Source organism: Nocardia salmonicida NBRC 13393 (assembly GCF_001613085.1).
GTDB classification, from domain to species: domain Bacteria; phylum Actinomycetota; class Actinomycetes; order Mycobacteriales; family Mycobacteriaceae; genus Nocardia; species Nocardia salmonicida.
This window is the reverse complement of sequence record NZ_BDBR01000017.1, coordinates 51,458-75,083: the sequence shown is the minus strand read 5'-3', so window position 1 is coordinate 75,083 and position 23,626 is coordinate 51,458. Positions and strand designations below refer to the sequence as shown.

The window sequence follows — 23,626 nt, the reverse complement described above, 5'->3', positions numbered from 1 at the left end:
TTCTGTGAGCCCGGGAGTTGCCCGGCGCCGAGCAGTACCCCTGTGTGCCGCGCGGTGTGCACAGCTTCGGACAGAAAGGGCACGTCCCCGTAGTGACGACCACCATCGAGTTGCCTGCTGCCGAGTCATCCGGCTCGGCAGTACCGGCGCGCACCATTGATTTGTCCATCACCGGGATGACGTGCGCGTCATGCGCGGCACGGATCGAGCGCAGACTGAACAAGCTGCCCGATGTGAGCGCGACAGTGAACTTCGTGACGGCCAGCGCCCGCGTCGAGGGCCCTCAGGATCTGGCCGCCCAGGATCTGATCGACGCGGTCAAGGCTGCCGGGTACGGCGCGAGCGTCCCGGCTCCGCCGTCCACCGCCGATTCGGCGGGTACCGAGGCCGATGCGAGCACCGACGACGGCGAGGCACGCCATGTTCGTGCGCTGCGCGACCGTTTGATGGTCTGTGTCGCGCTGACGGTGCCGGTGGTGCTGTTGTCGATGGTGCCCGCATTGCAGTTCCGGTTCTGGCAGTGGCTGGTGTTCGCCCTGGCATCGCCGGTGGCGTTGTGGGGTGCGTGGCCGTTTCATCGCGCGGCGGTGCTGAACCTGCGGCACAAGGCCGCGACCATGGACACCCTGGTTTCGCTCGGCGTGCTGGCCGCGTGGTTGTGGAGCATCTACGCACTGTTCTTCGGCGGCGCGGGCGAACCGGGCATGAGCATGGGCTTTTCGCTGCTCCCGCATGCCGGGGCGACCGGGCAGGCCGAGATCTACCTCGAGGTGGCGGCCGCGCTGACGGCGTTCATCCTGGCCGGCCGCTACTTCGAAGCTCGGGCCCGGCGACGGGCGGGGGAAGCGATTCGGGCACTGATGAACCTGGGCGCTAAGGATGTCACCGTCCTGCGCGAGGGGCGCGAAACACGGATCCCGATCGAGCAACTGGTCGTCGGCGACGAGTTCGTGGTGCGGCCGGGTGAAAAGATCGCCAGCGACGGTGTCGTGGTCGACGGCACGTCGGCAGTGGATGAGTCACTGCTGACCGGTGAATCGTTGCCGGTGGAGGTCGGTCCGGGCGATCCGGTGACCGGTGCGACAGTGAACGCCGGTGGCCGGCTGCTGGTGCGCGCCACCCGGGTTGGTGCCGATACCAAGCTCGCGCAGATCGCGCGGCTGGTGGAGGACGCGCAGACCGGAAAGGCACAGGTGCAGCGCCTGGCCGATTCGATCTCGGAGATCTTCGTCCCCGTCGTGATCCTGCTGGCCGTGGAGACCTTGTTCGCCTGGCTGATCCTGGGCTACCCCGCCGCGATGGCATTGACCGCGGCGGTGGCGGTGCTGATCATCGCCTGCCCGTGTTCGCTGGGTTTGGCGACACCGACCGCGCTGATGGTCGGCACCGGCCGCGGCGCCCAGCTCGGTCTGCTGATCAAGGGCCCCGAAGTGCTGGAATCGACCCGCCGCATCGACACGATCGTGCTGGACAAGACCGGCACCGTCACCGAGGGCCGGATGCGCCTGGTCGGTGTCGTGCTGCCCGACGGCGAGGACCGTTTCGAGGTTTTGCGGTTGGCGGGCGCGGTGGAACACGCGAGCGAACACCCGATCGCCGCCGCGATCGCGGCAGCCGCTGTGCAGGAGACCGGCGACCTGGCGCCGGTGACCGGGTTCCGCAACCATGCCGGGCGCGGCGTCTCGGGCACCGTCGAGGGCCGTGAGGTGTTGGCCGGGCGGGCGAGCTGGCTCACCGATGACCGGGATCTGGAGATTCCCCCGGCGCTGCTGCGCGCCCAGCGAGAATCCGAAAGGGCCGGACGCACCGTGGTTTTCGCGGCATGGGACGGCTTCGTGCGCGCCGCGTTCGAAGTCGCTGACACGGTGAAGCCGACCAGCGCCGAGGCTGTTTCGCAGTTGAAAGCGCTCGGGCTGACCCCGATCCTGCTGACCGGCGACAACACCGCCGCCGCCGAGCACGTCGCCGCCGAGGTCGGCATCGAGCTGGTCATCGCCGAGGTCCATCCCGAAGACAAGGTCGCCGAGGTCAAACGGCTCCAGGCCGAAGGCAAGGTGGTGGCAATGGTCGGCGATGGGGTCAATGACGCCGCCGCACTCGCCCAAGCCGATCTGGGTTTGGCCATGGGCACCGGCACCGACGCCGCCATCGCCGCCGCGGACCTCACCCTTGTCAAGGGCGACCTCCGCGGTGCCGTCGACGCGATCCGGCTGGCCCGCAAAACACTGTCGACGATCAAGGGCAACCTGTTCTGGGCGTTTGCCTACAACGTCGCGGCACTGCCGCTGGCGGCACTCGGACTGCTCAACCCACTGATCGCCGGCGCCGCGATGGCCAGCTCCTCGGTATTCGTGGTGTCCAACAGCCTGCGACTACGCCGATTCCAGCCGCTGCGCAGCCAGTGACCCCAGCACACTGCCCGAGAAAACCCATCGGAAACACCCAACAAGGAAGACGAAACCATGGCCAATGACATCAAACACCGCTCCGCACTGGCGATCGCGGCCGGAGTCGTGACAGTCGGCGTCGCTGTCGTCGTCGCCGGAGTGGCGATCAGCTCCGGACCCCAGACCCCAGTGATCAGCACCGCCGCTGCGACCAGCACCGCGGACATGCCCTCACACAACACATCGCCGACCAACACACCGGCACCGACTGCCCCGGCCCCGCAACCCAGCACCGCACCGGCGGCCACTCCCGCTCCGGCAACACCGGCTCCGAACGGCACCGCCGGCATGTCCCAGATGGAGATGCAGATGTGGCTCGAGGCCATGCGCATGGGCATGCAGACCGGAGTCGGCATGGGCATGGGCATGAATCCCGGCATGAACGGCGGCGGAATGAGCAACGGAGGCATGAACGGCGGCATGGGCATGGGCGGCATGGGCATGGGCATGGGTGGCATGAACGGGGGTATGGGCATGGGTGGCATGAACGGGGGTATGGGCATGGGTGGCATGAACGGGGGCATGGGCATGAACGAGATGGGCGGCATGAACGGCGGCACCGGCGCGACGGGCGGCCAAGCGGGCGGGAAGTGATCCAGCCCGCCGCCTGCACAGAACTGCCCGCGACCGCCACCCGGCGGCGCGCCGAGCGAGAGGTTGCCTCAGACATGCACACAATCGGTTCGACCGTCGACAGGATCGGCTGCTGGGCTGCGCCGGGATACGACCGTAACCGCCGTCGAACGCGAGCCGGATCTGCCGTGGGATGGGGAGGTAGTAATGGCTGAACAGCCGGATCCGGCCGACGAAAAGGACCGCCGGATCGCGGTGCGGATCGGTGTGGGTGCTGCCAGCATTGTCGGCGCGATCGCGGTCACCACGGTGCTGATCACCAACGCGCAGCAAGACGCTCCCGCGACAGTGACGGTCGCGGCGACAGCCGACATTTCACCGGGCCAACCGGTGCCGACCACCGCCACCCCTGCGCCGAGCACGACCACGACACCGCTTCCGGTGACACGCAGCAGCGGAAGCGGCTGCCCCGGAGAAGCCGAGACCGCCACGACAGTGCCGCCGACAGTTCCGGTTCCCTCGGCCGCCGCGCCGGGGCCGCAGAGGCAGGCGACGCCTGCCCCGATGACGCGCAGCCGTGGTAGCTGACACAGCCGAGACCCGGTTCCCGTTGATGGGCAGCGACTGCCATCTGATCGTGGTCGGCGACCCGGAGCTACTCACGGTCGCGCGCGCGAGGCTCGAGGAGTTCGAGGCACAGTGGTCGCGGTTTCGATCGGGCAGTGAGCTCTGTGCTCTCAACGCGGCGGCGGGGAGTTGGGTTCGGCTCTCACCCCCGACGCTGGGGCTGGTGTCGCTTGCGGTGCGGGCGTGGGAGGTGACCGGCGGGCTGTTCGACCCGACCGTGCTACCCGCACTGGAGTCCGCTGGCTACGCCCGCAGTTTCGGTGCGCCGCAGGCTGACTCGCCGGTCGATTCGGTGCCGATGCCGACACCGGGGTGTGCGGGGATCGAGTTCCGGCGCGACATGGTCCGGCTGCCGCGTGGGGTGCGGATCGATCTGGGCGGCATCGGGAAGGGATATGCGGCGGACCTGATCGTGGCGGAACTGATCGCGGCCGGCGCCGCAGGCGTGAGCGCGAACCTCGGCGGTGATCTGCGCGTATCAGGGATCGCGCCCGGCGCGCAGTCCTGGGTGGTCGCGGTCGCCGATGAGCAGGCCCCCGAAACAGACCTCGTTCATGTGGCGCTGGCCGAGGGGGCGGTCGCCACCTCCACGCGGCTGCGCAGGCGCTGGCAACAGCACGGACGCGACCGCCACCACCTGATCGACCCGCGCACCGGGACCTCGACGACTAACGACGTCGACAGCGTCACTGTGATCGCGGGCGAAACGTATTGGGCCGAGGTCCTGGCCAAGGCCGCGCTCATCGCGGGCGCCGCGGCCGGTGCTGCCCTCTTGGAGAAGTGGGGTGTGGCCGGGCTGATCGTGACAGAAGACGGGGCCCGGCACCCGGTCGGCCCGTGGAAAGGGTTTGAGACGTGGGCTCCCAATTGTCCTGGTATGTAGCCCGTTCGGGCGGACTGGTCTCCTGGTGGCTGCTCTCGGCCACGGTGGTGTGGGGACTGCTGATGTCGAGCCGGGTGCTCGGCGCGCGGGCGATGCCCGCCCGGCTGCTCGATCTACACAGGTTCGTGTCGGTGCTGTCGCTGGTGTTCCTGGGGCTGCATCTGGTCGGGCTGTTGACCGACCGCTGGGTGCGGCTCGGCGTGCTCGAGATACTGGTCCCCTTCACCTCGCAGTACCGGCCGGTCGCCGTGGGGTGGGGTGTGATCGCGGTGTATCTGCTTGTCGCGGTGCAGGCGACGTCGCTGATGCGGTCACGTATCCCCCACCGGTGGTGGCGCTGGGTACACACCACCGCGTTCGTGCTGTTCATCCTGGCCACCGTGCACGCACTCACCGCCGGAACCGACCAGACCCTCGTACGCACGACCGCCCTGGCCCTGGTCGCCCTGGTCGCCTTCCTCAGCATCTACCGGCTACTGGTCGGGCGCCGCAACGACGGTGACGGTTCCTCCGCCCGCCCCGACCCGGGCACGACCGCGCAAACACCCCGCCCGCGAACACGATCGATGCAGATACAGGCGGTGTACACCGCCGCCGACGGTGTGGTCACCCTCGACCTGGCCGACCCGGATGGCGCAGCGCTGCCGGGGTGGGAGCCGGGCGCGCACATCGATGTCCGGCTGCCCTCCGGCCTGATCCGGCAGTACTCACTGTGCGGGGATCCGGACGCCGGCGGGTCGTATCGGATCGCGGTCGCACACGTCGTCGATGGCCGGGGGGGCTCGGCCGAGGTGCACACCTTGCGGGTGGGCCAGCGGGTCGGCATCGATGGTCCGAGAAACAATTTCCCATTGGTGCTGTCAGAGGGGTATCTGTTCGTCGCCGGTGGTATCGGCATCACGGCGATCGCGCCGATGGTCCGTGCCGCCGAATCCGCGGGCCTGCCATGGCGTCTGGTCTACGGAGCCCGGTCACGGCCGGCGATGGCGTTCGCCGACGAACTCGTCGCGTTGGGTGGTGATCGTGTCCGGCTGGTCTCGGCCGATGCCGAGGGGCTGCCCGATCTCGCTGCGGCCGTGGCCGCCACCTCACCCGCGACGGCGATCTACGCGTGCGGACCCGAGCCGATGTTGACCGCGCTCGAGAAACTGGTTTCCACCGATTTCCCCGATCGCCGCCTGCACACCGAACGGTTCGGTCCCGGCCGGCCAAGGGAGACGACCTCGGGCCCGGACAGAGAGTTCGAAGTGGAGCTGCGGCGCAGCGGACAGACAATAGTGGTTCCGGCCGACCGCAGCCTGCTCGATGCGCTGCGCGACGCCGTGCCGGGAGCGGTGTCGTCCTCGTGCGAGCAGGGGTTCTGCGGCAGCTGCGAGACCCCGGTCCTGGACGGCGTACCCGAGCACCGCGACACCGTGCTCCCCCCGGGACAACGCGACCGCCACGACGTCATCTACCCGTGCGTATCGCGGGCGCGCAGTGCCACGCTGACCCTCGACCTGTAGACCAGCGCCAAGAATCGGAAGGTTCGCTCCTGACCTAGGAGCGTACGAGGCGCGCGATCGCCGCGGCTGCTTCGTGTGCTTGCGCAGCGGGGTCGCCCGTTTCGGCGACGTCGAGAACACAGTGGCGCAGGTGGTCATCGAGCACGGCAAGAGCGAACGATTGCAGTGCTCTGGTCATGGCCGATACCTGAGTGAGAATGTCGATGCAGCACTTCTCCTGCTCAACCATGTGCTGCAGACCGCGGGCCTGACCCTCGATGCGGCGCAACCTCTGGAGAGAGGAATCTTTGGCGGTGATGTAGTGGTCGCCGCCGGTCGTGGCGACGTCGGTGTTCAGGGTGTCGGAGTGGTCGGTGTCCATCGTGGCCTCTGCAGCGGATCGAGTTGATGTGTCTTCCAGGGATATTCGAGTTGGTGGGTTCAGCGTGTGGTCGGGTTGGGTGTGGCTGGTAGCCGTGTGGTGAAGGTGGTTCCTCGGCCGGGGCCGCTGGTGGCGGTGATGGTGCCGCCGTGGGCTGTGGTGAGTTCTTTGGCGACAGCGAGTCCGATGCCGGAGCCGTCGGCGCGGGCGGTGCGGCTACGGAAGAAACGGTCGAAGATGTGTGGCAGGTCGGGGTCGGGGATACCCGGCCCGGTGTCGCGGATCCGCAGCTCGGCCAAGCCTCCGACACGCTGAACCGTGACGGTGACGGTCCCATCGGGGGGAACGAATTTCAGGGCGTTGGTGAGCTGGTTGGTGATGATCTGGCGGAGCCGGTCGTCGTCGCCGTCGACGAAGACGTCGGTGAGTTCGATGTTCACAGTGATACCGGCCTGACTGAATCGGTCGCGGAAATCCTCCACGGTGGATGCGACGATGTCGGTGAGCGAGAGGGTGCGGCGTTGCAGGGTGAAGGCGGCGGCGTCGGCGGAGGCGAGTGTTTCCAGGTCGGCGATGAGACGGCCCATCCGCAGTGTCTCTTCGTGCAGGGAAGCGATCACGGCCGGTGTGGGTGCGCGGACGCCGTCTTGAACGGCTTCGAGTTCGCTGCGCAGGATGGCCAGCGGTGTGCGTAGTTCGTGGGCAACGTCGGCCGCGAAGAGGCGGCGTAGTTCCTCTTCGCGTTCGATGCGATCAGCCATGGTGTTGAAGGTGGTTGCCAGCAGGCCGATTTCGTTGTCCGGAATTCGGGTCACCCGCCGGTCCTTGCGGCCGTCGGCGAGATCGGCTGCGGCGTGGGTGAGTTCGGCGATCGGCGCGGTCGCGCGGCGCGCGGTGTAGAGACCGACGCCGAGGGCGATCACCGAGGCGATGAGCCCCCCGGCGATCAGCAACTTGTTGACATCGGAGCGGAAGGTGCGGTCCACCGCGGGGATCGGGCCCTGCGGAACCTGGACGTCGAGGATGCCGACTTGGCGACCGTTGACGACGACGGGGAGTTGCTGAGGTGGGCCGAGCTCTCCCACGCCCATCATGTCCCGGTGCATCGCCAGTACCGAGTCATCGACATCGGCGTCGGCCAGCGACCACACCTTCGTGCCGTCGGCTGCGCGCAGATCGACCTGGGAGCCGGTCATGGTGACCGTCGGGGCGAGTTCGTTCAGCTTCTGCCGGTTCCAGCCGTCGACAGAGGCGTACTCTGCGGCGAACATGGCGACCAGCTGTTGCTGGCGGATCTGCTGCTGTGCGGCGCGATAGTCGTCGAAACGGGCGCCGAAGGCAAGATTGACCAGGACCGCGGTCAACAGGGCCGCGCCCGCGCCCAGCGTCGCGAAAGCCAACGCGAGGCGGCGCGCGAAGCGGCCACGCAAGAACTCACCCATCGCGCTCGACTCCCAGCTTGTACCCGATCCCGGCGACGGTCACCACGATCTGGAACGGGGATTCGTCGCCGAGCTTGCGGCGCAGGTTCTTCACGTGCACATCGGTGGTGCGTTCGTATGCCTCGAACGTGTGGCCCTGGATCCGGCCGACCAATTCCATGCGGCTCCAGGCACGTCCGGGCCGGGACGCGAGCGCGGCGAGCAGGTCGAACTCCGAGCGGGTGAGCTCGACCGGCTCGCCCCCGGAGTAGACCTCCCGGCGCTCGGTGTCGATCCGCAGCCGCCCATCGCCGTAGGACACCGCGGTCTCGGTGTCGGCGCGACCGCTGCCGGCGCGCCGCAGCACCGCCTCTACCCGCGCCACCAGTTCTCGGGGGCTGAACGGTTTGACGACGTAGTCGTCGGCGCCCAGCCGCAGCCCCGCCACCCGGTCGTGCTCGGCGGCGCGGGCGGTGAGCATCACGATCGGTACATCGCAGTCGCGGCGCAGCAGCCGCGCGACCTCGTCACCGGGCAGCCCTGGCAGGCCCAGATCCAAAATGATCAGATCGGGTTGGGCGGTGCGCGCCAGGTCGAGTGCCCCGCGGCCCTCGACCGCCTCCAGCACCCGGTATCCGTCGCGTTCCAGATAGTCGCGCACCAGCGCCCGCAGCTTGGCTTCGTCGTCGACGACCAGCACCGTCTCGCCCGTCATGGGGTCGCCACCTCCACTGGACGAACATCGATACGTTGCGCCGGCACCGCGGGCAGTGGCGCCGGGGTGAACGCGCGCAACCGGTTGGCGTTGCCGACCACCGACAGCGAGGACAATGCCATCGCCGCGGCCGCGATGATCGGGCTGAGCATCCACCCTGTGAACGGATACAGCACTCCGGCCGCCAACGGGATGCCCGCGGTGTTGTAGACGAAGGCCAGCACCAGATTCTGGCGGATGTTGCGCATCGTGGCCCGGCTCAGCCGGATCGCGGTCACCACCCCACCCAGCGCGCCGGAAATCAGCGTGATGTCGGAGGCTTCGATCGCCACGTCGGTGCCGGTGCCGATCGCGAACCCGACATCGGCCTGCGCCAGGGCGGGGGCGTCGTTGATGCCGTCGCCGACCATGCCGACCCGCCGACCTTCCTCCTGCAGTCGGCGGACCTCGATCGCCTTGTTCTCCGGCAGCACCTCGGCCAGCACCCGGCCGATCCCGACCTCGCGGGCGATGGCTTCGGCGGTGTACCGGTTGTCGCCGGTGATCATCACCACGTCCAAGCCGAGCCCCTGCATCGCGGCAACCGCCGCGGCCGAATCCGCCTTCACCGTATCGGCGACCGCGACGACACCGGCCAGGCGTCCATCGACCGCGGCGAAGATAGTGGTCCTGCCCTGAGCAGCCAGCCGATCCGCATCCCCGCGCAGCGGGCCCACGTCCACACCGGCCTCGGTGAGCAGCGTGGCCTTACCCACCAGCACCCGGCGTCCTGCGATCGTGGCGAGGATGCCCTGGCCGGTGACCGAGTCGAACTCGACCGGATCCGTGGTGACGACGCCGCGCTCGGTAGCCCCGTCCACGATGGCTCGCCCGAGCGGATGCTCGGAGGACCGTTCGGCGGAGGCGACCAGCGCGATGATCTCGTCGGTGCCGAACCCCGCCGCGGGGACGATGTCGGTCAGGGCAGGGCGACCCTGGGTGATGGTGCCGGTCTTGTCCAGCACGATGGTCTGCAACCGGTGCGCGGTCTCGAGCGCTTCGGCCGACCGGATGAGAATGCCTGACTGAGCACCTTTTCCGGTGCCGACCATGATCGAGAGCGGAGTCGCCAACCCTAGTGCGCATGGGCACGCGATGATCAGCACCGCCACCGCCGAGACCAGACCGAGGGTGAACGCTGGACTGGGCCCCACGACGTACCAGACCGCGAACGCGGTGATGGCGATGAACACGACAGCGGGCACGAAGTAGCTCGACACGAGGTCGGCGATTCGCTGGATCGGCGCCCGTGACGCCTGGGCTTGGCGCACCAGCCGGATGATCTGCGCCAGCGCGGTATCGGATCCCACCCGGGTGGCCCGCAACCGGAACGCACCAGTCTGGTTCACCGTCGCACCGACTACCTCGTCGCCGACAGTCTTGGTCACCGGGATCGACTCCCCGGTGACCATCGATTCATCCAGCGAGGACCGGCCATCGACGATGACACCGTCCACCGGCACCTGCTCACCCGGCCGGACCACGATCACATCACCGACCACGACCTCCTCGACCGCAACATCGACCTCAACGCCGTCGCGCACGACCCGCGCGGTCTTGGGTTGCAGGCCCAGCAGCTCCCGGATCGCCTGCCCGGTACCGGCTTTGGCCTTCGCCTCGAACAACCGCCCGAGCAGGATCAGAGTCAAGATGACCCCGACCGCCTCGTAGTAGACCTCCCGCACCGACTCCGGCAGCAACCCCGGCGCGACGGTGACCAGCACGCTGTACCCGTACGCCGCGCACGTACCCAACGTGATCAGCGAGTTCATCTCCGCGGACCGGTTGCGCAGCGCCCGCCAACCGGTGCGATGGATCGGGTAACCGGTGTAGAACATCACCGGAGTGATCAACGCGAACTGGAACCAGTGGTTCAACAACAGCCCGGGCACGTCGACACCGAAGAATTCGTGCAGCATCACCGCCAGCGCGACCGGCGCGGACAGCAGAGCGCCGACCAGCACCCGACGCGACAGATCCTTGATCTCGGCGCGCCGCTCGGAGGCCTCGGCGTCCTCCTCGGCCGCGCCGTCCCCGGCCACCGAATCCGTCGGATGCTGGGCAGACTGGTCCGGCCTGGTGGTCTGGCTCGTTTCTTCGTTCGGGTCGACGATCAGCGTTCCGTGGACCATGTTCATTCCGCAGGCGAACCCGAACCGGCCCACCGTGTCCGGCACGAATTCGACCGCCGTCGTTTCGAACGCCGGCAGCGACCTGCTGAGGCCGAGGTCGGGAAAAACCACCCGTGAGGTGCAGTCGCCGCTTTCCTGCCGGTCGAACAGCATGCGCACCGGGACGCCCTGGCGGACCCGGATCAGGTCCGGGGCATACCCGCCTTTGACGGTGACACCGATTTGCTGAATCCCTTCCCGCAGTTGCGCGGTCCGTGACTTGCGCGGCCCGAAGAAGAACCACGCCAACGCCGCGATCGCGGCGAGCGACCCGATCATGACCGCGATCTTGTCCATACTCACGACCTTCTCCTCAGCTGCCGAGCCGACACCGGACGCGCTAGCGCGCTCACCCGGCCCTGCCGTCGGTGAATCCGATTCCGCATACGCTCACCTCCATTGTTGTCTCTCGTCCCACGAGACGGGACAGACCACCGCACCGCGTGGAGTCGTGTCGAACTCACTTACCGATGCGCGGTACCGGTAGGTATAACCGGCGCTGCCCTGGCGCTGATACCGGTCGAGGCATGCGCACAGCGGTCCCACATCAGCCCTTCACGGCTTCTTCACAGCCGCTGCCTAATTTCGAGATCACCCGAGGCTCACCACCACAAACTGGGCCCGGCAATCTCACCTGAAAGAGGGCGAAACCCATGAAGAAACGCACAGCAATCGCAGCGATCGCCGGGAGTGTTCTGCTCGGCGCCGGTGCCTTCGGTATCGCCACCGCCCAGACACCCGAACCCACCGGGCCCGGCACACAACCACCCTCCACCACACAACAGGACCCCGGCTCCGGGCAGGACCAGGAATCGATGATCCGCCACTGCACCGACGCCCTACCCTCCGGTGACCGCGACCAAGCGCGAGCGACGATGCAGGACATGATGCGGACCGGCGGCATGATGTCGGCGCCGATGACCGGTGGCCAGATGATGCCGGGGCCGATGATGGGCGGCACCAGCGCCGAGAGTGGCCATCATGGCATGACCGGCGCGGCCGCCATGTCACCGGTGCGCTCGACCGTGACACCGTGCCGAGGGTAGGAAACCCGTGCCGATGAATCTGGCGTCGATACCGAGCCCGCCCAGCCCCTACCTGGAGGTGGGCACGCTGATGCTGCACTGGTATTCGATCATGGTGCTCCTGGGAATCCTTGCCGGAGTCGCGGTCGGTGAGTGGCGGTGGCGTTCGCGCGGCGGCGCACCGGGCACCGTTGTCGACGTCGCGGTCCTCGCGGTGCCCTTCGGCATCGCCGGTGGCCGCCTCTACCACGTGCTCACCAGCTGGCAGCTCTATTTCGGACCCGGCCGCAATCCGGTTGCCGCCCTGTATGTCTGGCAGGGAGGACTTGGCATCTGGGGTGCGGTCGCCGGTGGTGTGCTCGGCGCGTGGATCGCGCTGCGTCGTCGCGGTATCGGCTTCGCCGGCTTCGCCGGCTTCGCCGACGCCATGGCACCGGCCTTGCTGGTCGGTCAGGCGATCGGACGGGTGGGCTGCTGGTTCAACCAGGAACTCTACGGCCGGCCCACGGATCTGCCGTGGGGGTTGGTCATCGACCCAGCACATCGACCTGCGGCGACCCCGCTGACCGACACCTATCACCCGGTGTTCGCCTACGAGGCCACCTGGGACCTGCTGGCCGTGGGACTGATCCTGTGGGCCGAGCGACGGTTCCACCTCGACCGCGGCCGCGTATTCGCCCTCTACATCGCCGCCTACACCGCAGGCCGCGGCGGAATCGAGATGCTGCGCGTGGACCCCGCCAACCAGATACTCGGACTGCGGCTGAACGTGTGGACCAGCGCACTGCTGTTCACCGCAGCCGCTGCGTTCCTCTACGCGCGCCGACCGCGGCGTCACAGCGGCCCGCCCGCCGCCGCGGATACCACTGTTCCCGCATCCGATTCACCACCCGCCGACAGTGTGATCGCGGTGGGACCCGGACGCACATCGAGCACCCATCCCGAGCTCACAGATTCTTCACAGCCGACACCTACCGTCTCATTACAACCGATATACAAGGCGCCGCGATCCCCACGGCCATCCCCCTCGGAGTGATCACCATGTGCTTCAACAAGAAGATCCTCATCACCCTCGGCATCATCGCCGTCGCCGTACTCGTACTGCAACCGGGCTGGATCGTAGCCGCGGCGCCCCTGCTGATCCTCGCGGCCTGCCCACTGAGCATGGTGTTCATGATGAAATCCATGAACGCCGACCAGGCCAAGACCCCTGTCGAGGGCTCTGCCGCCGAACCAGGCGGCCTGCAGGCGGCACCAAATATCGGCAAGGCGACGATCATCGACCGGTTCGACGCCGTATGGAACCAGCCGAAGACCGACCCGAGCGGGGACTTCGCCGCTGGCTCTGCCGAACCGACGAGCCACGGCTCCGGCACGTGGCGCAACGAACGCTCCTGAGGACGCAGACCGCGAGCGGCGCAGGTGGTGATGGCACATGTCGAATCATTCGACGGAATGCGGCGAGATCAGCGAACTGCTGGGCGCCTACGCCCTCGGAGCGCTGGAAGAGGACGGGGCCGCCAGGGTGGCCGAGCACCTGACACGATGTGCCCCATGCCGATCCGAGCGCGACGACCTGACCGAAGTGGTCGAACTCCTGGCTAGGGCCCGCCCGTTCGTCTCGGGGTTCCGGTAGTGATCGTGATCGACGTGCACACCGCCACCGCGATTGAGGAGAAGGTCCCATGAACGATTATGGATACGGCCTCTGGGCGCTGGTGGTGATCAACACGGTCGTGCTGGTGGTCTTCGCCGCCGGATTCTTCCACCCACACACCGGCCGCGACTGGCGGGCCCTGGGCGGCTTCAGTGCCTTCGCGGTAGCGCTGTTCACCGAGATGTACGGTTTCCCGCTCACCATCTACCTGCTGGCCGGACCGCTGGGCAACCGGTTCCCCAACCTCGGGTTCACCCATGCAGAAGGTCACCTCTGGAACGACCTGATCGGCTGGGAACTCGACCCCCACATCAGCCCGTTCCACCTCGCCGCCTACGCATTCATCATCGGTGGATTCCTTCTCATCGGTGCGGGCCGGCAGCACCTGCATGCCTCCGCGCGATCCGGAACCCTCGCCACCTCCGGCGTCTACCGATATGCGCGTCACTCGCAGTACGCCGGCTTTCTGGCGATCATGATCGGGTTCCTGCTCATGTGGCCGACCCTGCCCACCCTGATCATGTTCCCGGTGCTGGCATGGATGTATCGGCGCCTGGCGATCCGTGAGGAAACAGAAGTGGCCGCCCGCTTCGGACCGGAATGGACCGAATACGCTGCCCGCACACCCAGGTTCCTCCCCACCCGCCGAACGACGGCGAACTCCACGCCGACACCGCCGGCCGACAATCGGCAGGTGCACATGCCATGAACCTGTCCGAGGCCGTCGTGCTCATCGTGCTACTGGCCTGCGCCACGGAGATGGGCGTGGTGGTATGGCTGGAACGCCGCTACCGCAAGGACATCCGCGACCAATGGGATCGCCTGCACGACCGGAAGACCGTGCGCCCTGCCCTCGGTCCAAACCACGCAGAGATCATGCGCCTGCAAGCCAGGATCGACCAACTCGAAGCGGCCGAACGCGAACACGGCAACATGTCGATGTACCGCAACACCGGCCCGCCTGAGCCTCCGCACTGACCGGCTTCACGCAGGGGCATGCGCAGATCAGCCGGGGCCGTGGAACTCTCGGTCGTGCTGGGGGCGTGGCGGGTGTCGTCCGCCGACCCGGATCAGCGCGCGTGGCGGGTGTGTTCGACGATCGGGCACACCGCGGCCGGTTCGCTGTCCGCCGCCGGTCGCTCCGAGGATGGGGTATCTCGAGTGTGGACAAGGGAGCGGCGCAGCGCACGCAGGTCCGCTATGGCGGTGTCGATCTCGGTTATGCGGGTGCCTATGAGCGTGTGCACCGTCGGGCACGGCGCGACCCCGTGGCGGCGGATGTCCAGGATCGTGGCGATGTCGTCCAGGTGCAGGCCCAGGGTGCGGGCCTGTCGGATGAAGACGAGCACGTCGATGTCGCCCGTGGTGTAGAGCCGGTACCCGACGGCGGTGCGTACGGGCTCGTCGAGCAGTCCTTTGGCCTCATACAGGCGCATGGCCTTGCGGGTGACCCCGGCCCGGGTGGCGGCCTGTCCCGCGGTGAGCATCGCTGACTCCATCACTGCTCTCTCCGGCTTGACCTGGCCCTCGGGGCCAGGTTTTAGCGTCGTTGTGCAGGAACAACACTACAAGGAGGCCGAATCATGGCGTTTGTCGAGCACGAGGTGTACCGCTGCCCTGACCCGCAGTGCGGGTGCGAATTGACGGTGACCAAGGGCGCGCCGCCGTCCTGTCAGGGGCAACAGAACCCCACCTGTTGCTGCGGGAACACGATGGCAAAGGTCAGCTGAGTGCGTCCCCCGGCGGGGCCGGAAGCGCCGACTCGGGAATGGTTGCTGCGATTGCTGTGCGCGGCAACCTTTCTCGTCTTCTTCCAGGCGTTCATGATCGCGCCACTGATCGCCCAGCTGGCTCGCGAGTTCGGCAGTTCGACCGGCGTGGTGGGGCTGGCGGTCCCGGCGTATCTGGTGCCCTACGGGGTGGAGACACTGCTGTGGGGTCCACTGTCGGACCGGATCGGCCGGGCGGCGGTGATCGCCGGGTCGGCCACGGCGTTCGTCGCGCTCACCGCACTGACCGCACTCGCCGACAGCGCGGGGGCTTTCGTCGCCGTCCGCGCGGTGACCGCGGTCGGCGCCAGCGGCGTGGTGCCGATCTCGCTGGCGCTGATCGGTGATCTGTTCCCCTACGAGCGGCGTGGCCACGCGCTGGGGTGGCTGTTCGGCGCGATGGCGGGCGGGATGGCCTTTGGCTCGAGCGCCGGAGCTTTGCTCGAGCCGGTCATCGGATGGAGGGGCCTGTTCCTCGGCGTGGCCGGCCTCGCCGCGATCGTGCTCGTCGTTCTCGTGGCACACCGCTCGGTGCTCGACGGCGACGCTCCACGCCGCCGCGATCGGCCCCCAACTGCGCAGTGCGGCACCGACCGCGGTGAGCGCGCCTGCGGCGATGAGTGCGGGCAGGGCACAGCACGCGATCATGGCGACCGCGGCGCCCGTCACGGACAGCGGGCCACGCAGCCCCGGGGAGCCGTCTTGGTCGTTCATGTCGGCTCACCACCTTCCTGGGCTGGGGCGATGCGGTCGCAGCAGGTCAGGGCCGCGGCGTTGTCGGCGGCCAGTGAGCGGGCCAGCATCACCAGATCCGCCACCCGTGGGTCACCGACGGAGTAGCGCAGCTTCTTGCCGTCGCGGCGCGCCACCACATATCCGCAGTCGGCCAGGCAGGACAGGTGGATCGATACCCGCGGCTGGGAGATCCCGGCGTGCTCGACACAGTCGGCGGAGGTGCGCTCGCCGGCCAGGATGAATTCCAGAAGCTTCAATCGCGTCGGATCCGACAGGGCGCGAAAGAACTTCGCTGTCGTATCCAGATGCGTACACGCCTCCTCGTCAGCATCTCGGGTGAGAGCGGCGGCACTACGCCGGGCCATACGGATTGCCTCCACAGAAGGGTGAAAAATTCGTGTAAGCGAATAGTATGGTGATGGAAGATATTCGTCAACACGAATAGCAACTGTGCGGGGCCTGGGGGTTCCGAGTGAGGAGACGGACCTGTGACCACCACGAGTCCTCGTATCGATCTGGCGATCATCGGTTCCGGTTCGGCCGCGTTCGCCGCCGCCATCGCGGCCACCAACCTCGGCAAACAGGTAGTGATGATCGAACGCGGCACCGTCGGCGGGACCTGTGTGAACGTCGGCTGCGTGCCGTCGAAGGCGCTGCTGGCTGCCGCCGAGGCCCGGCATACCGCGACTGCGGCCGACCGGTTCCCCGGACTGGGCTCCGCTGCGGTGCCGGTGGATTTCGCCGACCTGATTGCGGGCAAGAACGCCCTGGTGGACCAGTTGCGGGCCGACAAGTACGTCGACCTGGCCACCGGCTATGGGTGGGAGATCGTCTTCGGCACAGCCGTATTCGACGGCACGGTCGGGTCGCCCACGCTGCGGGTCGCGCTGAACAACGGCGGCTCGCGGACGATCGTGGCCGATCAGTACCTGGTCGCGACCGGCGCCTCGCCGTGGATCCCACCGGTCGACGGTCTGGCCGAGGCCGGGTATCTGACCTCGACCACCGCCATGGACCTACAGTCCCTGCCGGAATCGCTGATCGTGGTGGGCGGCAACGCGATCGGGCTCGAACAGGCGCAAATGTTCGCCCGCCTCGGTACCTGGGTGACCGTGGTCGAGTCTCTGGATCGGCTGGCGCCGTTCGAGGAACCCGAACTCTCGGCTGCGATCGAAGCGGTGTTCGCCGACGAAGCGATCACCGTGCTCACCGGAGCCACCCTCGACAAAGTGCTCGCCGTCGACGGCGAGAAGGTCGCCACCGTGCGCACCCGCGACGGTTCCACCACCGAGCTGCGCGCCGAGCAGGTGCTGATCGCCACTGGTCGCCGTCCGAATACCGCGGGGCTGGGCCTGGAAATGGTGGGAGTCGCCACCGACGGGCGCGGCGCGGTGGTCACCGACGACTATCAGCGCACCGTCAACCCGCGGATCTGGGCGGCCGGGGACGTGGCCGGTGGCCCGCAGTTCGTGTACGTCGCCGCCGCGCAGGGAACGCTGTTTGCCGACAACGCCTTCGGAGATCAGGCCCGGGTGCTGGATTACACGACGGTGCCCCGCGTGACCTTCACCAGCCCGGCCCTCGCCGCTGTCGGGCTGACCGACACCCAGGCCGCCGAGGCCGGGCACCGGACCGAGTTCCGGGTGCTCGGCGGTGCGAGTGTGCCGCGCGCGCTGGTGAATCGTGATACCCGCGGTGTGGTGAAGCTGGTCGCGGAGGCCGGTACCGGGCGGGTGCTGGGCGTGCACACGATCGCCGAGGGCGCCGGCGATCTGATCACCGCCGCCGGATACGCGATCACCGCAGGCATGACTGTCGAGCAGCTCGCCCGCGCCTGGGCCCCGTACCTGACCATGGCCGAGGCGTTGATGCTCACCGCACAAACTTTCACCGCCGATGTCGCCAAGCTGTCCTGCTGCGCCGGCTGAGACCGAGGAAGGAGACATTGAATGGGTACCACGACCATCCAGCCCATGACGATCGGTGAATTGTCCCGCCGCAGCGGTGTTCCGGTGAAGGCGCTGCGCGAATACAGCGACCTCGGGTTGATCTACACCCTCGGCCGCAGCCCGGCCGGCTACCGGCTCTACACCACCGACGCCCTGTGGTGCGTCCGGTTCATCGGAGAACTGCGGGGCCTGGGCTTGACCATCGCCGAGATCTGCCACCTGGTGGCCGCCCTGGACGACGATGCTGGGCAGTCGGTCGGCTCCCGCCTGGCCGAGCTGTTGCGGCGGTCCCGCCAGCGGCTACGCCAACGCATCACCGACTACCAGCAGATCCTGGACCGCATCGACGAGTTCGAGTCCGAGTACCGCGCGCACCTGGTCGCCGATGACCTGTGCTGGGCCGGGAACCCGCGTAGCTGCGACCGGGCCCGGGAATCCACCGGTTGCGCTTGACTCTCCCACCGGGGGCAGACGCCACGCTGGATGTCGGAAGCACCTCCACAGGAAGGGACCACCGGCATGACCGCCAACGAATTCACCGACACCATCATCGGCAAACTGTTCGACCCCGCTGGAACCACCGGAACCACGCTGATGGGCACCGCGATGCGGCTGCTCGCCCACGGTGAACCGATCACCGTCGAACAGCTCGCCACCACCGCCGGAGTCAGCGTGGCCGACATCGAATCCGCGCCCGCAGCCAGCGACATCGAATACGACGAGCGGCACCGCATCCTCGGCTGGGGACTCACCAGCAACCCCACACCACACCGCTTCACCGTCGACGGCCACCTGCTCTACGCCTGGTGCGCCGCCGACACCCTGCTGTTCCCCGCGATCCTCGTTCGCCCCGCCCAGGTCGAATCACCCTGCCCGGCAACCGGAACCACGATCCGGCTGACCGTTGACCCGGACTCCGGGATCAGCGGTCTGGAACCGGCCACCGCAGTGGTTTCGCTGCCTGGTCCCGACGAGCTGGACATGTCCCAGGTGCGGGCCACCACCTGCAACCCCGGCCGCTACTTCGCCTCCGCGCAGGCCGGCGCCGACTGGCAGGCCCAGCACCCCACCGGAGTGCTGCTGCCGCTCGCCGACGCCTACGACCAGCTCCGCCCGATCAGCGACAGTGTGCGCACCGGTGCCGGAAAGTCGCACTGCTGCTGAGCTACAGGTCCAACCGAAACCATCGCCACGGCGCGGATCGTCTTCGACACCCTGCCGAGCACCGGTGAAACCCGCATCGACCTCGGGATTCTGCGACCCGGCCGTCTGGACTACACCTGCGGCATGGGCATGTACTCCGGCACGCTCACCATTGCTTGAGAGGGGATCGAAGCCTATGGGCACACACATTTTCCGGGTAGATGGCATGCACTGTGGTAGCTGCGCATTGCTCATCGACGACACCCTGCAAGACCTACCCGGTGTGCGCGAGACCCGCACGTCCCGGAGGCACAACCGCACCACCGTCGACCTCGACTACGCCACCCCCGGGGATGTCATTGCGGCCATAGCCGAACTCGGCTATACCGCCACGGTCGACTCGTAACGATCCCGGACCCTGACCATCGCTAACCTTTCGGCGCGCCTGGCCCGATCAACCGACCACCAGCCCCTTGTGCAACTTGACCTTCCACCCGAATGGAAGGTTTAGCATCGCTGTGGTCCACGGGTCAGCTGAGATTGTCTTGGCGGCTCTGGGAACCACGACGACGGCACCGGTATCAATAAACCACCGATCGCGCCGCCGACGAGTCCGAACACGCAACCCAGGAGGTGATATACGTGAACCCGCTGAAGATGATCTGCGACTGGATGTGCAGCATGATGGGCCCCTGCTGTCCCATGTGACAGCAGGACGGCTCCCGCAAGCCAGGCGGGCCGATCGACTCTGGACGGTCCCGGCGTCGATCGGCCCGCCCTACCCGGAGAGTTCAGTCGTCACTCGGCTGTGGCGTCGGGCCGCACGGCGACCCTGGTCAAGGTGAGAGCTGAAGTGTTACCGATCTGCCCGGCCGGTACCTGCCAAGTGCATCGGCTATTCACGCTGATCAGTCGGTGCCCCAACGCTGTTCGGTGATAACGCCGTTGTCCGCCAGCCAAGCGACGGGGTCGATCTTGTTGCTGTTCTGGTCCCAGATCTCGAGGTGAAGGTGGGGTCCGGTGGATTGGCCTCGGTTGCCGACGGCGGCGATCACGTCACCGGCGTTGACCCGGTCTCCGGCTTGCACGTAGTACTCGTTGATGTGGCCGTAGACGGCGATCGTGCCGTCGTCTTGCTGCACGCGCACCCATTGGCCGAAGCCGGACGCCGGGCCTGCTTCGATCACGGTGCCGCCCATCGCGGACTGGATCGGGGTGCCCAGCGCGTCGGCGATGTCGACACCGTAGTGGAACGCGCCCCAACGGCTGCCGTACGCGGAGCTGATCTCACCACCGACGGGAAGCACCGCAGGTGCGGGGGCCGCGGCGGGCGGTGCTACCGCGGACGGGACCGCTTGGAGGTCCTTGATGATCTGCTCGGCCTGCGCGAGTGGTCCGGCGAGTTCGGCAGGGAGGCCCGCCAGGCCAAACGGGGCGGCGACCGGTGTTGCGACAGGAGCCGGGGCGGGAAGGTCGACCGAGTCGGAAATTCCTTCGGCGCCAAGGTCTGTGGTCGCCATCGCGGGCGCGGCCTGGGCCATCGTGCCGAGTAGAGCCCCGGCGGCGACCGCTACGCCTGCCATTCCCTTGAACTTGTCCGTGGAGTCCGTGGCCAGACGGTGCTTGGCCCGAGGCTCGTCGGTGACGCCGCCGAGCAGCTCCTTGACGCTGATGGAACCGGAGGTCATTCGATGGTGCGGCACAGCGGGGTCCTAACGTCGATCAGAGTGGTCGTGATGCAGCCGAGTCGGGGTGGTAAACGTCAACTGCCTGCTACGACGTGACACAAACTGTACCTGGCCGTGACCAATTTGCGACCGTATTGGGGACCGTCATCAAGCTCGCAATATTCGGAGGCGAGGAGGTCACTGCACCGTCAGCGTGTCGCCTTGAACGGTCACGGTGAGCTCGGCCAGCGGTTCCCGTGCCGGGCCCTTGGCCACGGATCCGTCGGCGAGTTTGAAGGTGCTTCCGTGGCACGGGCACTTCATGACGTCACCGGCGATGTCGGTGACGCTGCACCCCTGGTGGGGGCAGATCGCCGAAAAGGCTCTGTACACCCCGGTGCTGGGCTGGGTGACCACGATCCGATGTTCGGGAAATGCTGTGGCGCCGCCGATTTCGACGCGGCTGGCCGGAATTCTGGCCGGTTGTCGTTCCTGGTCGGCTCGTCCGGTGGCGCACCCGGTGGCGACGATCGCGCAGACGGTGCAGCATCCGGCGATGGCGGTTCGGCGGGTGATCGCTGTGGTGGGTTCGGTGCTCATCCGGCCACCAGCAGCCCGGCCGCGTACATCGTCAGCATGCCCACTCCGATTCCGGCGAGGGTTCGGGCGGTGACCGAGGTGGTACCTGGTTCGCGCAAGCTCGGCGCGATCTGCACGATGACCTGGACAATGGCGCCGACACCGATACCGAGCAGCAATGCCGACAGCTCGGGGTTGTTGGCTCCCGCACCGATGACCGCGCCCACAATGGCGGGAGCTCCGGCGATCAACCCCAGTCCGAGCAGCCTGAGCAGCGGTGGCCGCCGCTCGGTCAGCGGTGCGACGACAGCCAAGCCTTCGGTGGTGTTCTGGATGGTGAAGCCGATGACCAGAAAGGCGCCGAGCGCGAGTTCGCCCACTGCGTAAGCGGATCCGATGGCGAGCCCTTCGCCGAGGTTGTGCAACCCGATACCGATCGAGATCATCAGCGCCAACCGCAAGCCGCTGGCATGTCCACTCGCGGCGGCTTGCTGCCTGCGGGTTCGCAGCCAGTGATCGATCGCGGTCAGCGTCAAAAAGGCCAGTGCCGCACCGAGCACGACGAGTTCCGCACCGCCGAACGGGCTTCCGGAGGCGCCTGCCAGCTCGAAGCCTTCGCTGGTGCCCTCCCAAGCGAGAAATGCCAACAGCCCAACGGTGAAAGCGAGCAGTACCCGCACGGTTGCTCCACCGACCGTGCGCAGGAACGGCAGGAACAACATCCCGAGCACGACAGGAATGATGCCCACATAGGTGCCGAGCAAGGCCATCAACCCGAAGAACGACGCACCCGCCTGCGGGGTCTGCACCGCGGCGGCGATGTCGTGCTCGATCACCAGCCCGGTGGAGGTCAGCATCGAGATCTTATAGGGCTGACCGTCCTGCCAGGGATAGTCCAAGCGGAACTGCGCCGACCTCAGTCGCCCGATCTCCTTGACCGGCCCGGTGAAATCGACGTAGGCGTCGTTGACGAAGATCTGCCCGATACTGATCGGATCCGCGCCGGTGTTGCGGATGCCGAGCTCGATCGAACCAGGTTGCAATACAACGCGTTCGACGCCGATCTCCTCGATCGGGGGGCCGGTTCGTTCGGGCAGGCTCCGTCCACCGACGAAGGCGAGGCCGGCCAAGGCGAGGATCAGCAGCACGCCGGTGCCGAGCCCGAGGGCCCAGGCAGGTTTGCGGGTGTCGGGAGTACTCATCAGTCACTCACCTCGAAGAACCCCATCCAGCCCAGTTCGGCGAACTCGGTTTTGTGGGCGTGGAACATGTACTTGCCCGGATGCGGAAAACGCATCTCGCAGATCCCACGTTGGCCTTGCCCCTGCACGATCGTGTCGGTGAATTCCGAGGACTGCAGCCGGGTGCCGGTGGGGTAGTAGTCGAAGAAGTTGCCGTGCACGTGGAAGCTGTTGATCGGGTCGTACTCGAGCACGTTGACCAGGTAGATCCGGACGAGTTCGTTGCGCTTCACCCGCACCGGTTCGTGCATGTAGTGGAACGGGATCCCATTGACCGCGTAGAGCTGGTTGCCCTCGCCGTCGAAGGTGGTGTTGTACCCGTGCATGACCATCACCATCTCGTCCGCGGGCGGGCGCGCCTGGGGTGGGTCGACGATGAACGTGCCGTACATGCCGCGGGCGATGTGCTCGGCCAACGGACCGACGTGGCAGTGGAACAGGTGCAATCCGAACGGCGTCGCGTCGAACTCGTAGGTCGTGGACTGTCCCGGCTCGATGATCCCGGCGCCCAGCCCGGCGATGCCGTCCATCTCGGCCGGGTGGATCCCGTGGAAGTGCAAGGTGTGCGGATGTTCGGAGCCGTTGCGGAAGTGCACCCGCAGCAGCTCACCTTCCTTACAGCGCAGGGTCGGGCCGGGGATGCGGGCGTTGAGCGTCCACGCCGGGAAGGTGACACCCGGTGCGACCTCGATGTCTTCGTCGCTGGCGTACACCTCCCACTCACGCAGGGTCCGCCCGTCAGGCAGCCGCGTGGTTTTGCCGTAGTCGAAGTCGCGCAGTACCTGGGTCGGATTGAAGCCGTTGGCCTCGTGATCGACGACCTGGCCGATCCGGAAGGTCGGACCGCTGGTGCCTCCGCCATGGGCACCGCTGTGTCCGGCAGTGGGGTGTGCCTGTGCTTTTGCCGGTGACGCGTCGAGCACTGCGCGCCCAGCGAGCGCCAGTCCGGCGGTCCCTGCCAGCGCGCTACCCAACAGGAATCGGCGGTTCGGTTCACTCATAACCTGCACAGTTTGGCACACCGAAAAAATTGATTCAATAGGCCGAAGTTTAGCGGTACTGACACCGCATCCGTTGGAAACATTGCTGCATGCGCATGTTAATATGAATTGAGGCGGG

Annotated in this window: 25 protein-coding genes and 2 pseudogenes; 16 read left to right on the top strand and 11 right to left on the bottom strand. The window is 67.4% G+C overall.

Annotation, left to right across the window (positions count from 1 at the left end; translation table 11 throughout):
• The first annotated feature begins 92 nt into the window (after positions 1-92).
• The 5 genes from NS1_RS19290 to NS1_RS42260 all read left to right on the top strand — a co-directional run bounded on the left by NS1_RS19290 (position 93) and on the right by NS1_RS42260 (position 6,035).
• Positions 93-2,405: a heavy metal translocating P-type ATPase gene (locus tag NS1_RS19290; protein WP_373864348.1), complete on the top strand. Its 2,313-nt coding sequence runs from the start codon at positions 93-95 to the stop codon at positions 2,403-2,405.
• Between the two features lie 57 nt (positions 2,406-2,462).
• A complete protein-coding gene (locus tag NS1_RS40115; protein ID WP_062986601.1) occupies positions 2,463-3,041 on the top strand; it encodes a hypothetical protein in 579 nt (192 codons plus the stop codon).
• A gap of 186 nt (positions 3,042-3,227) precedes the next feature.
• Entirely contained in the window at positions 3,228-3,608 is a 381-nt protein-coding gene (locus NS1_RS19280) for a hypothetical protein (protein ID WP_062986599.1), read from the top strand.
• Positions 3,598-4,530, top strand: coding sequence for an FAD:protein FMN transferase (locus NS1_RS19275; RefSeq protein WP_157125301.1), 933 nt, complete (start codon positions 3,598-3,600; stop codon positions 4,528-4,530). The genes NS1_RS19280 and NS1_RS19275 overlap by 11 nt, the downstream gene beginning before the upstream one ends.
• On the top strand, positions 4,503-6,035 hold the full coding sequence (locus NS1_RS42260; protein WP_084503836.1) for a 2Fe-2S iron-sulfur cluster-binding protein: 1,533 nt from the start codon (positions 4,503-4,505) through the stop codon (positions 6,033-6,035). Before NS1_RS19275 ends, NS1_RS42260 begins: the two co-directional genes overlap by 28 nt.
• A gap of 34 nt (positions 6,036-6,069) precedes the next feature.
• Here the strand turns inward: NS1_RS42260 and NS1_RS19265 are convergent, their stop codons facing one another.
• The 4 genes from NS1_RS19265 to NS1_RS19250 are packed head-to-tail and all read right to left on the bottom strand — an operon-like array spanning position 6,070 to position 11,039.
• Entirely contained in the window at positions 6,070-6,396 is a 327-nt protein-coding gene (locus tag NS1_RS19265) for a metal-sensitive transcriptional regulator (RefSeq protein ID WP_062986595.1), read from the bottom strand.
• Positions 6,397-6,455: 59 nt separating this feature from the next.
• Positions 6,456-7,838 (bottom strand): HAMP domain-containing sensor histidine kinase, encoded by a 1,383-nt coding sequence (locus tag NS1_RS19260; RefSeq protein WP_062986593.1) that lies wholly within the window; start codon positions 7,836-7,838, stop codon positions 6,456-6,458.
• A complete protein-coding gene (locus NS1_RS19255) occupies positions 7,831-8,532 on the bottom strand; it encodes a response regulator transcription factor (protein ID WP_062986591.1) in 702 nt (233 codons plus the stop codon). The genes NS1_RS19260 and NS1_RS19255 overlap by 8 nt, the downstream gene beginning before the upstream one ends.
• On the bottom strand, positions 8,529-11,039 hold the full coding sequence (locus NS1_RS19250; protein ID WP_169812806.1) for a heavy metal translocating P-type ATPase: 2,511 nt from the start codon (positions 11,037-11,039) through the stop codon (positions 8,529-8,531). Before NS1_RS19250 ends, NS1_RS19255 begins: the two co-directional genes overlap by 4 nt.
• A gap of 356 nt (positions 11,040-11,395) precedes the next feature.
• On the opposite strand from NS1_RS19250, the gene NS1_RS19245 reads away from it, so the two are divergent.
• The 6 genes from NS1_RS19245 to NS1_RS19220 are packed head-to-tail and all read left to right on the top strand — an operon-like array spanning position 11,396 to position 14,402.
• On the top strand, positions 11,396-11,788 hold the full coding sequence (locus NS1_RS19245) for a hypothetical protein (protein WP_062986587.1): 393 nt from the start codon (positions 11,396-11,398) through the stop codon (positions 11,786-11,788).
• Between the two features lie 13 nt (positions 11,789-11,801).
• Positions 11,802-12,803, top strand: coding sequence for a prolipoprotein diacylglyceryl transferase (lgt, locus tag NS1_RS19240; RefSeq protein ID WP_084503851.1), 1,002 nt, complete (start codon positions 11,802-11,804; stop codon positions 12,801-12,803).
• 5 nt (positions 12,804-12,808) lie between these two features.
• Positions 12,809-13,165 (top strand): DUF2933 domain-containing protein, encoded by a 357-nt coding sequence (locus NS1_RS19235; RefSeq protein ID WP_157125300.1) that lies wholly within the window; start codon positions 12,809-12,811, stop codon positions 13,163-13,165.
• Between the two features lie 37 nt (positions 13,166-13,202).
• Entirely contained in the window at positions 13,203-13,403 is a 201-nt protein-coding gene (locus NS1_RS19230) for a zf-HC2 domain-containing protein (protein WP_062986583.1), read from the top strand.
• Positions 13,404-13,452: 49 nt separating this feature from the next.
• A complete protein-coding gene (locus NS1_RS19225) occupies positions 13,453-14,133 on the top strand; it encodes a methyltransferase family protein (protein WP_062986581.1) in 681 nt (226 codons plus the stop codon).
• Positions 14,130-14,402 (top strand): hypothetical protein, encoded by a 273-nt coding sequence (locus NS1_RS19220; RefSeq protein ID WP_062986579.1) that lies wholly within the window; start codon positions 14,130-14,132, stop codon positions 14,400-14,402. The genes NS1_RS19225 and NS1_RS19220 overlap by 4 nt, the downstream gene beginning before the upstream one ends.
• A 92-nt stretch (positions 14,403-14,494) precedes the next feature.
• On the opposite strand, the gene NS1_RS19215 is transcribed toward NS1_RS19220, so the two are convergent.
• Positions 14,495-14,911 (bottom strand): MerR family DNA-binding protein, encoded by a 417-nt coding sequence (locus NS1_RS19215; protein ID WP_255284600.1) that lies wholly within the window; start codon positions 14,909-14,911, stop codon positions 14,495-14,497.
• A 243-nt stretch (positions 14,912-15,154) separates the two neighbouring features.
• Here NS1_RS19215 and NS1_RS41715 point away from each other — a divergent pair.
• Positions 15,155-15,715, top strand: a pseudogene (locus tag NS1_RS41715) (MFS transporter); the annotation flags it as partial.
• A gap of 51 nt (positions 15,716-15,766) precedes the next feature.
• Here the strand turns inward: NS1_RS41715 and merT are convergent.
• A pseudogene (gene merT, locus NS1_RS42705) lies at positions 15,767-15,841 on the bottom strand (mercuric ion transporter MerT); the annotation flags it as partial.
• A gap of 62 nt (positions 15,842-15,903) precedes the next feature.
• Entirely contained in the window at positions 15,904-16,293 is a 390-nt protein-coding gene (locus NS1_RS41710) for an ArsR/SmtB family transcription factor (RefSeq protein ID WP_084503835.1), read from the bottom strand.
• Between the two features lie 123 nt (positions 16,294-16,416).
• Here NS1_RS41710 and merA point away from each other — a divergent pair, with 123 nt between their 5' ends.
• The 4 genes from merA to NS1_RS19190 all read left to right on the top strand — a co-directional run bounded on the left by merA (position 16,417) and on the right by NS1_RS19190 (position 19,426).
• On the top strand, positions 16,417-17,856 hold the full coding sequence (gene merA / locus NS1_RS19205) for a mercury(II) reductase (RefSeq protein ID WP_062986573.1): 1,440 nt from the start codon (positions 16,417-16,419) through the stop codon (positions 17,854-17,856).
• A 21-nt stretch (positions 17,857-17,877) separates the two neighbouring features.
• Positions 17,878-18,330 carry a MerR family transcriptional regulator gene (locus NS1_RS19200; protein WP_255284599.1) on the top strand — a complete coding sequence of 151 codons (453 nt, stop codon included), beginning with the start codon at positions 17,878-17,880 and terminating at the stop codon, positions 18,328-18,330.
• Positions 18,331-18,396: 66 nt separating this feature from the next.
• Positions 18,397-19,041 carry an organomercurial lyase MerB gene (gene merB, locus NS1_RS19195; RefSeq protein ID WP_062986571.1) on the top strand — a complete coding sequence of 215 codons (645 nt, stop codon included), beginning with the start codon at positions 18,397-18,399 and terminating at the stop codon, positions 19,039-19,041.
• A 175-nt stretch (positions 19,042-19,216) separates the two neighbouring features.
• Positions 19,217-19,426 carry a heavy-metal-associated domain-containing protein gene (locus NS1_RS19190; protein ID WP_062986569.1) on the top strand — a complete coding sequence of 70 codons (210 nt, stop codon included), beginning with the start codon at positions 19,217-19,219 and terminating at the stop codon, positions 19,424-19,426.
• A 502-nt stretch (positions 19,427-19,928) separates the two neighbouring features.
• On the opposite strand, the gene NS1_RS19185 is transcribed toward NS1_RS19190, so the two are convergent.
• The 4 genes from NS1_RS19185 to NS1_RS19170 form a co-directional block, all read right to left on the bottom strand.
• Positions 19,929-20,723, bottom strand: coding sequence for a M23 family metallopeptidase (locus NS1_RS19185; protein WP_062986567.1), 795 nt, complete (start codon positions 20,721-20,723; stop codon positions 19,929-19,931).
• A 162-nt stretch (positions 20,724-20,885) separates the two neighbouring features.
• Positions 20,886-21,287, bottom strand: a complete 402-nt coding sequence (locus NS1_RS19180) for a Rieske (2Fe-2S) protein (RefSeq protein WP_062986565.1) — start codon at positions 21,285-21,287, stop codon at positions 20,886-20,888.
• Positions 21,284-22,468, bottom strand: coding sequence for a ZIP family metal transporter (locus NS1_RS19175; RefSeq protein ID WP_062986563.1), 1,185 nt, complete (start codon positions 22,466-22,468; stop codon positions 21,284-21,286). Before NS1_RS19175 ends, NS1_RS19180 begins: the two co-directional genes overlap by 4 nt.
• Positions 22,468-23,508 (bottom strand): multicopper oxidase domain-containing protein, encoded by a 1,041-nt coding sequence (locus tag NS1_RS19170; protein WP_062986556.1) that lies wholly within the window; start codon positions 23,506-23,508, stop codon positions 22,468-22,470. The genes NS1_RS19175 and NS1_RS19170 overlap by 1 nt, the downstream gene beginning before the upstream one ends.
• Positions 23,509-23,626: the final 118 nt, after the last annotated feature.

Coding starts and splice junctions, on each gene's coding strand:
- NS1_RS40115 (WP_062986601.1), top strand. CDS start 2,463: ATGGCCAATGACATCAAACACCGCTCCGCACTGGCGATCGCGGCCGGA.
- NS1_RS19280 (WP_062986599.1), top strand. CDS start 3,228: ATGGCTGAACAGCCGGATCCGGCCGACGAAAAGGACCGCCGGATCGCG.
- NS1_RS19265 (WP_062986595.1), bottom strand. CDS start 6,396: ATGGACACCGACCACTCCGACACCCTGAACACCGACGTCGCCACGACC.
- NS1_RS19260 (WP_062986593.1), bottom strand. CDS start 7,838: ATGGGTGAGTTCTTGCGTGGCCGCTTCGCGCGCCGCCTCGCGTTGGCT.
- NS1_RS19255 (WP_062986591.1), bottom strand. CDS start 8,532: ATGACGGGCGAGACGGTGCTGGTCGTCGACGACGAAGCCAAGCTGCGG.
- NS1_RS19250 (WP_169812806.1), bottom strand. CDS start 11,039: ATGGACAAGATCGCGGTCATGATCGGGTCGCTCGCCGCGATCGCGGCG.
- NS1_RS19245 (WP_062986587.1), top strand. CDS start 11,396: ATGAAGAAACGCACAGCAATCGCAGCGATCGCCGGGAGTGTTCTGCTC.
- lgt (WP_084503851.1), top strand. CDS start 11,802: ATGAATCTGGCGTCGATACCGAGCCCGCCCAGCCCCTACCTGGAGGTG.
- NS1_RS19235 (WP_157125300.1), top strand. CDS start 12,809: ATGTGCTTCAACAAGAAGATCCTCATCACCCTCGGCATCATCGCCGTC.
- NS1_RS19230 (WP_062986583.1), top strand. CDS start 13,203: ATGTCGAATCATTCGACGGAATGCGGCGAGATCAGCGAACTGCTGGGC.
- NS1_RS19225 (WP_062986581.1), top strand. CDS start 13,453: ATGAACGATTATGGATACGGCCTCTGGGCGCTGGTGGTGATCAACACG.
- NS1_RS19220 (WP_062986579.1), top strand. CDS start 14,130: ATGAACCTGTCCGAGGCCGTCGTGCTCATCGTGCTACTGGCCTGCGCC.
- NS1_RS19215 (WP_255284600.1), bottom strand. CDS start 14,911: ATGCTCACCGCGGGACAGGCCGCCACCCGGGCCGGGGTCACCCGCAAG.
- NS1_RS41710 (WP_084503835.1), bottom strand. CDS start 16,293: ATGGCCCGGCGTAGTGCCGCCGCTCTCACCCGAGATGCTGACGAGGAG.
- NS1_RS19200 (WP_255284599.1), top strand. CDS start 17,878: ATGGGTACCACGACCATCCAGCCCATGACGATCGGTGAATTGTCCCGC.
- merB (WP_062986571.1), top strand. CDS start 18,397: ATGACCGCCAACGAATTCACCGACACCATCATCGGCAAACTGTTCGAC.
- NS1_RS19190 (WP_062986569.1), top strand. CDS start 19,217: ATGGGCACACACATTTTCCGGGTAGATGGCATGCACTGTGGTAGCTGC.
- NS1_RS19180 (WP_062986565.1), bottom strand. CDS start 21,287: ATGAGCACCGAACCCACCACAGCGATCACCCGCCGAACCGCCATCGCC.
- NS1_RS19175 (WP_062986563.1), bottom strand. CDS start 22,468: ATGAGTACTCCCGACACCCGCAAACCTGCCTGGGCCCTCGGGCTCGGC.
- NS1_RS19170 (WP_062986556.1), bottom strand. CDS start 23,508: ATGAGTGAACCGAACCGCCGATTCCTGTTGGGTAGCGCGCTGGCAGGG.